This is a genomic window from Lentimicrobium saccharophilum (genome assembly GCF_001192835.1).
In the GTDB taxonomy this organism is placed as follows: domain Bacteria; phylum Bacteroidota; class Bacteroidia; order Bacteroidales; family Lentimicrobiaceae; genus Lentimicrobium; species Lentimicrobium saccharophilum.
This window is the reverse complement of sequence record NZ_DF968182.1, coordinates 1813948-1826688: the sequence shown is the minus strand read 5'-3', so window position 1 is coordinate 1826688 and position 12741 is coordinate 1813948. Positions and strand designations below refer to the sequence as shown.

Below are 12741 nucleotides of genomic sequence, written 5' to 3'. Positions count from 1 at the left end.
TCCGCTGCTTTTTTTGCTTAATCATTGATAAATATCTACTTATGAATGAAATTGCATATATCGGCGAACACCTTGCGCCAGCCATTACCGGCAGGGCTTTGATCTATCTTTCGCTCATTGCCGGTATTTTTTCCCTGTTCTTTTATTTCCGGGCCCTTAAATCAGGCTCACTGGCTGATCTGAAGCAGCGCAACTCCGGCAGGCTGTTTTACCTGATACAGACTTTCTCAATAGTCGGTGTGAGTGCTGCGTTGTTTTACATCATTGTAAATCACTACTATGAATATGCCTATGCATTCAAGCATTCCTCTTCGCTGATGCCTGGTAAGTATATAATTTCCAGTTTCTGGGCAGGGCAGGAGGGTAGCTTTCTGCTCTGGGCTTTGTTTATCGGGCTCTTTGGAATCGGGGCCATGCTGACAGCCCGAAAACTGGAAAGCGGAGTTATGTCAATCGTTGTTATTGCCCAGCTGATTCTGGTAACCATGGTGCTGGGGTTGAATTTCTTCGGAATTTCTATTGGGAGTGATCCCTTTCTCCTGTTAAGGGAAGTGCCTGAAAACATGGGTAATGATTTCTTTAAAAATCCGAATTATCTGAGTTTCATCAGGGATGGGAACGGCCTGAATCCGCTGCTCGAGAATCCCTGGATGGTCATTCATCCGCCCCTGCTTTTTATGGGTTACGCCACTGCTATTTTTCCTTATGCTTTCGCTTTCGCTTCGCTGGTTCAGGGAGATAAGCGCTACTGGCTTAAACCGGTATTGCCCTGGATGCTCCTGGCCATTGGCCTGCTTGGTACCGGACTTTTACTCGGAGGAGCCTGGGCATATCAGTCATTGACTTTCGGCGGATTCTGGGCATGGGATCCGGTAGAAAATGCCTCACTGGTTCCCTGGATGGTATTGGTTGCCGCATTGCATTATATGCTGCTGTCCTATAAGCGGGATAAGTACTATTATGGCACTTATATATTCACTTTCCTTGGTTTTATCATGGTGATTTACGCCAGTTACCTGACCCGTTCGGGCGTGCTTGGCGAAACTTCGGTGCATGCGTTCGGCGATGACGGAAGGAGTTTTCAACTGATACTGTTTACAGTTATTTTTATATTACTTCCGGTATGGCAGTTGATCAAGAACCGGAAGAACATCAGGGCAAATGACCTGCCTGAACTTTTTACCAGGGAATTTCTGATGATGTACGGGGCAATTGTGATGTTACTGGCGGCATTTCAGGTGATCAGCACTACCTCGGTTCCGGTTATCAATAAAGTTTTTGGTACGAGTATGGCTCCACCCTCCGATGTGGTCAACTTCTACAACACCTGGCAACTGCCATTTGCCATTATGATGACACTCCTCCTGAGTATCGGGCAATATCTGAGCTATGGGAAAAATGACATTAAATCGTTCCTGCATAATATTATTTATCCGTTTGTACTTGCGCTGATTGTCGCCATCTGGGGCTTTATTGCAGACAATGATATGAGTGTGGTGCATGGGGTGTTTCTTTTCTGCATTGTATTTACAATCCTTACTTCCGTAGCCTACCTGTTCAGGTTTGCTTCCGTAAGGGGTAATTCGGCTGCCGGCATCACCCATGTCGGATTCGGGATTTTTCTGCTGGGTGTACTGATTACTTTTTCCAATACAGAAACGCTGTCGAAAGGCGGGGCTCCGGGTATGCCTGGAGGTGGAGATAACCTGATGTTGTTCAAAGGGATGATGAAGCCACTGGGAAAGTACAAGATCAACTATTCGGGCAGCAAGGATGTGCGGGATGAGACCTTCCATCAGATTGATTTTCTTGAGGAGGACAAAGACGGTGAACTTCATCTTAGTTTTTCCCTTTATCCATCAGTGAAGTATAATTCCATGATGGGAAATGTACATAACCCTGACACGCGGAATATGCTGAGCGGTGATATATACATGTATATAACCTTTGCCGAAGACAGGGCCAAACGCATGCCGGATGGTTATGTTTATTCGGGTAGTGTTGATTTTACCCTTGGTGACACGTTAGAGGCTGGTAAAGTCCCGGTTATATTCGACTCCCTGTATATCAGCAATATGAGTGCCGATGCAGAGCAGATTTCCATCATGGCAATGCTGAAGGCAAAAGACAGCCTGGGTATGGAACAGACATACCCGCTTACTTATACCGTGAATGGCGGTATGGCCGAAAGCGGGGTTGCGGAGATCCCGGGCTCGGGTTTGAGATTGAGATTCGATAAGGTTTCGGAAATGGCAAGGACCATCAATGTGGGGATATTTGAGAAGAAGCCGGAATTTGTTGTAGTGAAGATTCTGCATTTTCCCTGGATATTCATACTCTGGGCTGGCGCTGTCATTATGTTTACGGGCATCACGGTCGGTATCTGGAAAAGGGCTGTCAAGGCCAGGAATGCAGCGGAATAGTATTGCCGCAACTGTCGGCGGTTTTTGTATCTTTACACCGCGATGGCAGGAAACAGAATCAGAAACATCTCATTCGCCGGAGCCGGAAATGTGGCAAACCACCTGGCTCCGGCACTGCTTGGTGCAGGCTTTCGCATCCGGCATATCGTCAGCCATACTGCAGCGCATGCGCAGTCATTGGCCGGAATAACCGGAGCCATAGCATCAACCGACCCATGTACCCTTGATGATACCACCGATCTGCTGTTATTGGCAATTCCCGATCAGTCTATCGGTGAGTTTGTTGCTGAACTTAAGAATGCAGGCAGCTTTAACGGTTTGGTTGCCCATACTTCGGGAACCTGCCCACTTTCAACCATTTCTCAGCACTTCAGCAAAGCCGGAGTGTTTTATCCGCTCCAGACATTCAGCAGGTTCAGTGCCCCTGAAATCATAAAAGTGCCCGTTTGTATTGAGGCAAATTCACCTGAAACAGAGACATTATTAAGGCAGGTAGCTGCTGCGATATCCGGTGACGTGCGGGTAATTGATTCTGAAAGCAGGGCATTGTTACACTTGTCTGCAGTGTTTGTATGTAATTTCCCTAACCATCTGTATGTCATTGCTTCCCGCATATTGAAGCAGTCGGGTATTGAGGAGGATATATTGCTGCCTTTGATCAGGGAAACAGCCATGAGACTGGGTGACACCGATCCTCTGCTGTTGCAGACAGGGCCGGCTGTAAGGGGAGATCTGACAACAATGCAGCGGCATCTTCAGTTGCTTGAAGGGCAGCCATCATTTCAGAGAATTTATAAGATACTCAGCGAGAGTATTGAGCAATTTGAAAAAGAAAAGAAATCACCAGATATTTTATGACAAATTACAAGGAAGATCTCACAGGGGTCACCACTTTTATTTTTGATTACGATGGGGTCCTGACCAACGGTGTGGTGCTGATTACCAACTCGGGCGATCAGCTCAGGACCGGACATGTGAAGGATGGGTATGCCCTTCAGCTGGCCATCAAGAGTGGTTACCGGGTGGCCGTGATTTCGGGCGGATATTCCGAATCAATGCGCCACCGCTGCAACGCGCTGAAACTTACGGATGTTTTTCTTGGTGTAGAAAATAAGATCAGGGTCTTTGAAGAATATATCCAACGCGTTGGAGTGTCTCCGAAAGAAGTATTGTATATGGGGGATGATATTCCGGACTACCAGGTTATGCTCAGGGTTGGCATGCCGGTTTGCCCGGCAGATGCCGCAGAGGAAATCAGAAAGATCAGCCGTTACATCTCTCACTTCAATGGGGGAGAGGGATGTGTAAGGGATATCATCGAACAGGTGATGAAGATCCAGGGAAAGTGGATGAATGGAAACGCATTTCACTGGTAATAAAACATTGTAATGAATAAATTATTCAGTCAGGGGCTTCTGCCCTTTATCAGACTTATCCGCTGGCCCAACCTGATTATCATTATAATTACACAGTACCTGTTAAGGTATGCTATAATCGGCCGTATATACGATGCCGAAGGGCTGGCGCCGGCTATGAGCAATTACTTATTTGCCATACTGGTGTTTACAACTGTGTTGATTGCAGCTGCAGGGTATGTCATCAATGACTATTTTGATCTGAGAACAGATGCCGTGAATCACCCGGATTCACAGGTGCTTGGCAGAAGTATCCGGCAACGCAGGGCGATCATTTATCACATTGCCCTGAACGTCGTTGCATTGGTTGCAGGCGTTTTTCTGGCCTGGAAAGCCGGTTCACTGAAACTCGCCTTTATTTTTTTGATGATTATAATCCTGTTGTGGCTCTATTCGGTAAGGTACAAAAAGACGGTTTTATGGGGAAATCTAGCGGTGGCATTTATGTCGGCTATGGTTGTCCTGATAGTTTGGTTATTCGAATTCTATATGCTCAGGCAACAACCGGATCAGTTCATTGCGATCTATGGAAATATGAAAATGATCAGCCGGTATTTCTTTGTTTATGCAATTTTTGCCTTCCTGATCAGCCTGATGCGCGAAATTATTAAAGATATGGAAGATGTAAAAGGGGATCAGCTGACCGGATGCAATACCCTGGCGGTCGTTCATGGAATAAAGTCAGCAAAAATTATTGCGCTCGTAACGGGACTTTTTACCGGGATGCTTGTCGTTACCGCTGTCCTGAAGCTGCATTCAGCTGGGATGATTTTGCCGGCCGTTTACTTTGCGGCAGTGGTATTTATTCCCTTGCTTTTTATCTGTTACCGGATCATACCGGCCACTGATAAATCCGACTTTCACCTGATCAGCAACCTGCTGAAGTTGCTTATGCTTGCCGGAGTGCTGGGATTGCAGCCGCTGGCTATGTCCCTTTAATGAGATGTGGTCAATACATTGGTTACGTTGAACTTATAAATAAAACAAATTCTGAAATCCGAATATGATTGATCTCAATAATTCCGGCTTCCATTTTATCCTCGCCTCCCGGTCGCCCCGAAGACAGTTCCTGCTGTCGGAGACCGGGTTTAAATTCGAGGTGCAGGTGATTGAAACGGAAGAGAACTACCCTGAGAATCTGTTATGTGAAGAGATTGCCCTTCATGTTAGCAGGGAAAAGGCGCTGGCTTTCGATATGCATGCATTGCCGGCCAACACCCTGCTGATTACCGCGGATACGATCGTCTGGCTTGACGGGGAGTGTATCGGTAAGCCGCTTGATGAGCAGGACGCAAAGATTATGCTTCGGAAATTATCGGGCAAACGACATACGGTAGCTACCGGAGTATGCCTCAGAACCCGCGATCGGATGCATTCCTTCTTTGTTAATACGGAGGTATTCTTCAGGTGGCTGGAGCCCGATGAAATTGACTATTATGTCAAACACTATAAACCGCTCGATAAGGCCGGTGCTTATGGTATTCAGGAGTGGATCGGTTACATCGGCGTTGAAAGAATAGAAGGTTCTTATTTCAATGTGATGGGCCTGCCTGTACAGAGGTTGTATTGTGAACTGAAGCAGTTTATTCAAAATCAATAACTGGCAGTGGCTGCCCGGAGATTTTCCGGCTTTTTCCGAAGTTACAGCTTACCTTAATCCGGGATTGCCTGAAATATATCCTGCCCTTTTACATTCACATACGGGTTTAGATTTTTACGGCGTTTTCCGCGCGCCCTCACGGTTAAATATTTAACTTGACAAAATGTTTGGAATTCACTACATTTGTTAGTTAACTGGTTATTAACCGAAAAAAAACAACGCCATGAAAAAGATCCTGTTTTTAATTGCGGTTTTACTCGCCGGCAATCTGATGGTTGCGCAGGCGCAGACAGAAAAAGGTAAATGGCTTCTCAATGGCTCAAGCAGGCTGAGCTTTGATTCCGGTAAGGAAAAATACAAATCCGGAAGCACAACCAGCGACAGTTACAAGTTTACACGATTGACCTTTGAACCTCAGGTCGGGTATTTTGTCATTGATAAATTACCGGTAGGGCTTTTGATTGAATTATCGCGTGAAAGTTGGAAAGACCCTGAGGATGATGACAAATCAGTTTACTCTTCATTTATTGTTGGTCCATTTGTCCGGTATTACATCACAGACCTGGATGGTTTATGGCCTTACGCACAGGCTGCAGTTGGCATAGGTTCCTATAAGGAGCGTTGGATTCCGGGCGAGGGTGATTCACAGGATGATAAAAGTTCTTTGTTTGGCTATCGGTTGGGTGTCGGAGCTACTTATTTTGTAAATGACAGGGTGGGTTTTGATGTTTATCTCGGATATGGCAATGATACTGAAAAATATACTTATGAAGATGAAGTATCCCGCGATACAGATTATAAGTATATCTATGGCTTTGTCCAGTTTAATCTTGGCATTGTAGTTTCATTGGGCCAATAATTGCTTTGCCTTAACTGTTTGTTCAGATCATTGTAAACCAGCAGTTTGCCTTAAATTGACTGCTGGTTTATTTTATTTCTTGTTGTTACATGCATTGGTTTTATGGTTTCATATAGGAGTCCGGTGCTGAATTCCGAAAAGTGTATATAAAAACAAAGTTGTTTGATGCAGGCTAATATCCCTGACTTTTGATTTCTGAATCACCACGGCGGAATTAATCAGGCTGAAAAACCGTTAGACGCCTGCACCTTCGGGTGTGATCGGAATTGTGAGTTAACACGTGTGGATTTCCATTTACTGGCTATTGCCAAAAGAGTCAGGATTTTTCTATCACTGTTTCTTCTTATCAATTATTTGTTGATCTTTTAGCTGGATGCCTTCCACTGTTTTAGCATTCACATGCGATCATTGCCTAACTTTGCACTTCCATCCGGAAATTCCGGTAACATTCAGGTTTGTATATTGCTAACAGCTATTTACATGAAGAATCAGAACAGGGTTTCAAAAAAACTGCTGACATGGTTTCTGCAGGGGTTGTTATTTACAGCTCCGGTAGCACTGACTATTTACATCATTGTCGTATCATTTACTTTTATTGATGGGATACTGACTGATGTAATTTTTAATATTCTTGGTTTCAGAATCCCCGGGCTTGGTTTGGTGGTTATCCTTGCCATGATTACCCTGATAGGATTTCTGGGTTCTTCAATTGTTTTTAAACCCCTGTTGTCATACCTTGACAAGCTGATCAGCCAGGCGCCCCTCGTAAAGATCATCTATACCTCGATCAAGGATTTTATGTCAGCATTTGTCGGTAAAGAGCGCAGGTTTACCGAACCGGTGCTGGTTAAGGTCAGCAGGGAAGCAAATCTGGAAAAAATGGGATTTATCACCCAGAAGGATTTATCCATGCTGGGGATTCCGGAAACAAAGGTTGCCGTTTATCTGCCTCACTCTTACAATTTTTCGGGCAACCTGTTTATTGTGCCGGTTGAGAATATCACACCGCTCAATGCGCCGCCGGCTGAAGTGATGAAATTTATTGTAACCGCCGGCGTTACAAGCCTGGAAAACAAGAGTCTCAGGCAAACTGAATGAACCAACTGGCGGACAATTAAGTTTATAAATTAAGTAATCTGAAAATAATGAATAAGCCTTTGATTTTCATTACCAATGATGACGGGATTCATGCGCCGGGTCTCCGCGCCCTGATCGGAGTTATGAAGCAACTCGGTGATGTGCTGGTTGTTGCCCCGGATAAACCCATGTCGGGCATGGGACATGCTGTCACCATCACTTCGCCGTTGCGTGTAAATAAACTGAAAGAGGAACCGGGACATATTGAGTACTCTTGCAACGGGACGCCTGCCGACTGTGTGAAATTAGGACAGAAAGCGATACTCGGACGAAATCCTGATCTGATTGTATCGGGAATCAATCATGGCTCAAATTCATCGGTGAATGTGATTTATTCAGGAACCATGGCGGCAGTGCTTGAAGGAGCAATGGAAAATATTCCTTCCATCGGGTTCTCCCTGAATGACTATTCATTTCACGCAGATTTCAGCAAATGTGAGCCCTATATTTTATCAATTGCAGGCAATGTGCTTGAGAAAGGACTGCCTGAGTATACCTGTCTGAACGTCAATATTCCGGCTGTTAACGGTTCGCCGATTAAAGGAATAAAAATTGTACGCCAGGCCATGGCATTCTGGGATGAAAAGTTTGAGCACCGGAAAGATCCGCATGAGCGGGACTATTTCTGGCTGACCGGCGTATTCCGTAACCGAGACGAAGGGTTGGATACCGACGAATGGGCGCTGAAAAATAATTATGTTTCAGTGGTGCCGGTGCACTTCGACCTTACATCGCATAAAACCATACCTTTGCTCAGGGACTGGGAAACAGGAAATCTAAACTGACCCTTCCGGAAGGATATGTGGAAAAACAATAATTTCTTCATTGGCATGCTGGCTTCATTGTTGTTGACGTTGGCATCTGCTGCTGTTGTCATACTTGCCGGGCCACCGGTTTACCGTTTGTTGTCACTCAGCGGACCTGAGAATAAACTACTGCTGCTGGCATTTCTGCCCGGGGTGTTACTGATGCGCTGGTACCTGCGGAAACTAAGGTTTGACAAAGCCGGAATGGGGGCCCTGCTGATCGTTTTTGTGTCAATAATCCTCTATTTTGTGCTTGTTGAAGGTGGTGATTTCAGCATTTATTTCTTCTGATTTGGTTACAGCCGCCAGCTTCGTCCGGTTTTCGCCTGTTTCCCATCGACAAACTGACAGATCATGAAATATTATATTATTGCCGGTGAAGCCTCGGGAGATCTTCATGCCTCTAACCTGATCAGGGAACTGAAGCTGAAAGATACGCAGGCGGACTTCCGTTGCTGGGGAGGTGACCTGATGCAGCAGCAGGGAGCCGTGATCGTGAAACATTACCGGGATCTGGCATTTATGGGATTTACCGAGGTGCTTTTAAATCTTGGTACCATTGTCCGGAATCTGACTTTTTGTAAACAGGATATCATGAATTATCGTCCTGATGGGGTGATACTCGTTGATTATCCGGGGTTCAATCTGCGTATTGCCGGATTTCTCCATCAGAAAGGTATACCTGTGGTATATTATATCTCACCCCAGGTCTGGGCCTGGAAGCAATCCCGCGTGAAAACCATCCGGAGGGTGGTCGATAAAATGCTGGTTATCCTTCCTTTTGAGAATAAATTCTACTCAGAACATGGGGTTGAAGCTGAGTTTGTAGGGCATCCGCTGCTTGATGCATTGTCCGGTAAATCCTTTAGTCCGGTAACTCAGCAAGCAAACCGGCCTGTGGTTGCACTGTTGCCTGGCAGCCGAAAGCAGGAAATCAGGGCTGTTTTACCGGAAATGCTTAAAGTGGTTCCCCGGTTTCCGGAAGTGGATTTTATCATTGCCGGAGTCTGCTCGGTAGATGATAAATTTTATGCAAAACTTGCCGGAAAGCAAAAAGTCACCGTTCTGAAAGGACGTACCTACGATCTGTTGAAGCAATCTTCCGCCGCCCTGGTTACTTCAGGCACAGCAACGCTGGAAACTGCCCTGATTGGTACTCCTGAAGTGGTATGCTACAAAGGCGGGGCGATCTCTTATATGATCGCAAAAAGGCTTGTAAAAGTTAAATTCATCTCTCTGGTAAATTTAATCATGGACCGGGAAGTGGTGAAGGAGCTGATACAGCAGGATCTTTCAACGGATAACCTTGAAAAGGAACTCAGGCTTTTACTGTATGATAAAGGACGCAAGACGGCGATCGTTAATGACTTTGATGATTTGCGACAGAAGCTGGGCGGGCCGGGGGCTTCCGCCAGGGCTGCGGCAACAATCGAAGTGTTTTTAAGGCTCCGTTTGGCAGAATCTGAATAATTCAAATGAATACCCTAAATTTGTGCGCTAAATATTTAATTGTATGAAATTGATTAACAGTGTTATAAGTGTTTGTTTTCTGGTATTGGTGCTCTTATCCGCCTGTAGCGGAAGTAAGGGAAAGCAACAGGCAACTTCAGCTGACAGTCTGGCGATGGCTCAGCAACCGGACACAACCACCGTTAAACAGGAAGAAGGTGGTTTTGACCGCATACCCTTGCAGCCGGGAATTGAATCCGGCAAACCCTCGCTGAAATCTCCGGAGAACAAGGATGCTCAGATGTTTGAGGCAATCGTTTTTAAAGGGAAAGGGGCTGAAGAGCGTCGCAAGGGGGTAAGCCTTGCCGCTGCCGGAGACCTGCAGGGTGCCATCAGGGAGTTTACGAAATCCATTGAGATTCATGAAAGGAATCCGGATGCGTATTTTTACCGCGGAAAAGCCAAATGGGAGTTGAAAGATTATGCGGGCGCCGATCAGGATTTTTCCAAAGCCATAGAGATCAGGCCTTCACAGGCGCCTTACTTTTATTACCGCGGGCAGATGTACAACGAAATAAAACAGTATGCGGCTGCAATCGCTGACTTTGATTCAACCATTGTACGCGCTCCTCACTTCACCGATGCTTTTAATTTTAAAGGTGTGGCATTGGCCAATACCGGAAAGCATGAAGATGCGATTGCCATTTATAATCAGGTAATTGATAAAGTTCCGGATCATGCACTTGCCTGGTTTAATAAAGGAACCTCCCTGGCTGCATTAAAGAGATTTGCTGAAGCAGATCAGGCGCTTACACGTGCCCTGGAACTGGATCCCGGTTACAGCCAGGCTTACACAAACCGGGGCAATTGCAGATTCATGCTTGAAAGATTCACTGATGCTGCTGATGATTATACTCAGGCCATTACCCTTCAGCCCGGTAATACTGATGCATATTACAACCGTGCATTTGCTTATCAGAGAACGGGAAAACAGCAAGAAGCCTGCGAAGACTGGAAAAAGGCGGTTTCGTTGGGGCATAAAACTGCAGGGCAGGTGCTGGCAAAGTATTGTAATTAACCCGCTGTTTATCCGGGTCGGTTCAGATAGTTTTATTAATGGTTGCCTTTATGGTTACCTGCTGATGCCTGCTGTTTCTGCTGTTAAGCACTACCGTTTTTAATACAACGCGGACGTGAAATCACTTATTTTGCCTTTTTAGCCGGAAATTTGCCGTTGTTGTCCCCGGCTTTTCTATTGTCAGGAGTATTTCATGCGTGTGAAATACTTATAATTATTTACTTATCGGATCGGAGGGGTTGCAAATTATTTGCAACCCCTTGCTTTGCGTGATTATTTTATATATCTTTATAACTCGTATTATTATAATTATTTATAAAGATATAATTCAACTTTCGCAAGTTCAATAAATCCTTGGGAATGAGATAAAAAGCAGCATAATTATTTTGTCATATAATTCAACTTTCGCAAGTTCAATAAATCCTTGGGAATGAGATAAAAAGCAGCATAATTATTTTGTCATGTTATTGATAATCAATAACTTTGTTTTGCCAAACAAACAAAATAAAATATGCTGCCAAACAAAAGTACAACAATCGTTTCAGAGGTAAAAGACTTTTTTACTTCAAGTGAAAAGGCAATTTATACAGTTCTTACGATTTTAAGTTCTTTGACATTATCAGAAAAGCATTTGGGCTTAGCAAGCAAATGCAACAACAAGCATAAAAACATCAACAAATTATTGTTGGTTGTGATGTTTCCTTTTTTTGAAGTAAAAGACGCCTGGAATTATGGGCAATCAAGCCTTTATCCAGCTTTTAGGTGTGGCAAGGATGTTTTTTACCGTTTGCTGAACGATTATAATATACCTTGGCGTAAGATATCCTATAAGCTAACCATGCAACTTATAGGCAAGACAATTGACAAGAATAATGAAAGTAGTGGTGAGTTACCAAGTTGCCTGATAGTTGATGATACTGACCTGCCAAAAACGGGAAGACGCATGGAGCTGATAGGCAAGGTATTTTCTCATGTAACCCAGAAAAGCGTATTGGCATTCAAGGGTTTGTTTTTGGGCTATCACGATGGGAAAAGCTTTTTTGCAATGGACTTTTCATTACATGGAGAAGAGGGGAAAAACAAGAAAAAGCCTTATGGACTTTCAACAAAACAAATGAAAGCCCGCTATTCAAAACGCCGTGACAAAAGTTCACCAGGCAGCATACGGAAGCAGGAGTATTTTACGACCAAGATCGACAACATGATAGAGATGGTACGCACTGCCATTGGACAAGGGCTTCGGTTTGATTATATGTTGGTTGATAGTTGGTTTACCTGCTATGCACTTGTTAAGTTCGTTTCCTCACGCCGATTCGGTTGTCATCTGCTTGGCATGGCTAAAATGGGAAAAACGAGGTATTTGTTTAACGGGAAAAAGCTTACATCTAAAGAAATCATCGATTGCTTGCGCAAGCAAAAAAAATTGAAACGCTCAAAGCAATTAAAGTGTTACTATAGCGAAGCCTTGGTTGACTTTAATGGCATACAGGTAAAGCTCTTCTTCTGTAAGACCTCCCGCAAAGGCAAATGGAATGTATTGTTAACCACAAACCAGGAATTGGGCTTTGAGCAAGCTTACAAAATTTACGCCATCCGATGGTCTATAGAAGTTTTCTTCAAGGAAAGCAAGCAATACCTGGGGCTTGGAAAATGCCAGTCGCAGGATTTTGATGCCCAAATAGCAAGCACAACTATTTGTATGCTACAATATAACTTGCTTTCGGTTGCTAAACAGTTTACTGATTACGAATCGCTGGGCGAAATGTTCCGTAGCACAAACGCCGAAACAATACAACTTACTCTGGCAGAAAGACTGTGGCAATTAATCGTAGACGTGCTAGCTGATTTAGCCGAACTGATCGAAATTGACACTGATTTGTTAATGGAGAAGCTAATATCTGATAATCAAAGAATTACAAAACTAACAAATTACAAAGCCCTACTGCAAGCAGGGTAAACTGAGCTTGCGAAAGT

General features: G+C 44.5%; 12 protein-coding genes. All 12 read left to right on the top strand.

Going from position 1 to position 12741, the window contains the following annotated elements:
• Window positions 1-41: 41 nt before the first annotated feature.
• The 12 genes from ccsA to TBC1_RS06850 all read left to right on the top strand — a co-directional run bounded on the left by ccsA (window position 42) and on the right by TBC1_RS06850 (window position 12724).
• Window positions 42-2423 carry a cytochrome c biogenesis protein CcsA gene (gene ccsA / locus TBC1_RS06905; protein ID WP_062040091.1) on the top strand — a complete coding sequence of 794 codons (2382 nt, stop codon included), beginning with the start codon at window positions 42-44 and terminating at the stop codon, window positions 2421-2423.
• Between the two features lie 42 nt (window positions 2424-2465).
• Window positions 2466-3281 carry a Rossmann-like and DUF2520 domain-containing protein gene (locus TBC1_RS06900; protein ID WP_062040088.1) on the top strand — a complete coding sequence of 272 codons (816 nt, stop codon included), beginning with the start codon at window positions 2466-2468 and terminating at the stop codon, window positions 3279-3281.
• Window positions 3278-3799 (top strand): KdsC family phosphatase, encoded by a 522-nt coding sequence (locus TBC1_RS06895; RefSeq protein WP_062040087.1) that lies wholly within the window; start codon window positions 3278-3280, stop codon window positions 3797-3799. Before TBC1_RS06900 ends, TBC1_RS06895 begins: the two co-directional genes overlap by 4 nt.
• A 12-nt stretch (window positions 3800-3811) precedes the next feature.
• A complete protein-coding gene (locus tag TBC1_RS06890) occupies window positions 3812-4777 on the top strand; it encodes a geranylgeranylglycerol-phosphate geranylgeranyltransferase (protein WP_062040085.1) in 966 nt (321 codons plus the stop codon).
• Between the two features lie 64 nt (window positions 4778-4841).
• Window positions 4842-5438, top strand: a complete 597-nt coding sequence (locus tag TBC1_RS06885; RefSeq protein ID WP_062040083.1) for a Maf family nucleotide pyrophosphatase — start codon at window positions 4842-4844, stop codon at window positions 5436-5438.
• 223 nt (window positions 5439-5661) lie between these two features.
• Window positions 5662-6297, top strand: a complete 636-nt coding sequence (locus TBC1_RS06880) for an outer membrane protein (protein WP_062040081.1) — start codon at window positions 5662-5664, stop codon at window positions 6295-6297.
• Window positions 6298-6777: 480 nt separating this feature from the next.
• A complete protein-coding gene (locus TBC1_RS06875; protein WP_062040079.1) occupies window positions 6778-7395 on the top strand; it encodes a DUF502 domain-containing protein in 618 nt (205 codons plus the stop codon).
• Between the two features lie 47 nt (window positions 7396-7442).
• On the top strand, window positions 7443-8219 hold the full coding sequence (surE, locus tag TBC1_RS06870; protein ID WP_062040078.1) for a 5'/3'-nucleotidase SurE: 777 nt from the start codon (window positions 7443-7445) through the stop codon (window positions 8217-8219).
• A 15-nt stretch (window positions 8220-8234) separates the two neighbouring features.
• On the top strand, window positions 8235-8531 hold the full coding sequence (locus TBC1_RS06865) for a hypothetical protein (RefSeq protein ID WP_062040076.1): 297 nt from the start codon (window positions 8235-8237) through the stop codon (window positions 8529-8531).
• 63 nt (window positions 8532-8594) lie between these two features.
• Complete coding sequence (gene lpxB / locus TBC1_RS06860; protein WP_062040074.1) at window positions 8595-9710, top strand: lipid-A-disaccharide synthase; 1116 nt, start codon at window positions 8595-8597, stop codon at window positions 9708-9710.
• A 43-nt stretch (window positions 9711-9753) separates the two neighbouring features.
• On the top strand, window positions 9754-10767 hold the full coding sequence (locus TBC1_RS06855; RefSeq protein ID WP_062040072.1) for a tetratricopeptide repeat protein: 1014 nt from the start codon (window positions 9754-9756) through the stop codon (window positions 10765-10767).
• Window positions 10768-11278: 511 nt separating this feature from the next.
• On the top strand, window positions 11279-12724 hold the full coding sequence (locus TBC1_RS06850; protein ID WP_062040070.1) for an IS4 family transposase: 1446 nt from the start codon (window positions 11279-11281) through the stop codon (window positions 12722-12724).
• The last annotated feature ends 17 nt before the right edge of the window (window positions 12725-12741 follow it).

Bases quoted from the DNA above. Each gene is read 5' to 3' on its own strand.
- TBC1_RS06850 (WP_062040070.1), top strand. From the start codon at position 11,279: ATGCTGCCAAACAAAAGTACAACAATCGTTTCAGAGGTAAAAGACTTT.
- TBC1_RS06880 (WP_062040081.1), top strand. From the start codon at position 5,662: ATGAAAAAGATCCTGTTTTTAATTGCGGTTTTACTCGCCGGCAATCTG.
- TBC1_RS06855 (WP_062040072.1), top strand. From the start codon at position 9,754: ATGAAATTGATTAACAGTGTTATAAGTGTTTGTTTTCTGGTATTGGTG.
- lpxB (WP_062040074.1), top strand. From the start codon at position 8,595: ATGAAATATTATATTATTGCCGGTGAAGCCTCGGGAGATCTTCATGCC.
- TBC1_RS06865 (WP_062040076.1), top strand. From the start codon at position 8,235: ATGTGGAAAAACAATAATTTCTTCATTGGCATGCTGGCTTCATTGTTG.
- TBC1_RS06885 (WP_062040083.1), top strand. From the start codon at position 4,842: ATGATTGATCTCAATAATTCCGGCTTCCATTTTATCCTCGCCTCCCGG.
- TBC1_RS06875 (WP_062040079.1), top strand. From the start codon at position 6,778: ATGAAGAATCAGAACAGGGTTTCAAAAAAACTGCTGACATGGTTTCTG.
- surE (WP_062040078.1), top strand. From the start codon at position 7,443: ATGAATAAGCCTTTGATTTTCATTACCAATGATGACGGGATTCATGCG.
- ccsA (WP_062040091.1), top strand. From the start codon at position 42: ATGAATGAAATTGCATATATCGGCGAACACCTTGCGCCAGCCATTACC.
- TBC1_RS06890 (WP_062040085.1), top strand. From the start codon at position 3,812: ATGAATAAATTATTCAGTCAGGGGCTTCTGCCCTTTATCAGACTTATC.
- TBC1_RS06895 (WP_062040087.1), top strand. From the start codon at position 3,278: ATGACAAATTACAAGGAAGATCTCACAGGGGTCACCACTTTTATTTTT.
- TBC1_RS06900 (WP_062040088.1), top strand. From the start codon at position 2,466: ATGGCAGGAAACAGAATCAGAAACATCTCATTCGCCGGAGCCGGAAAT.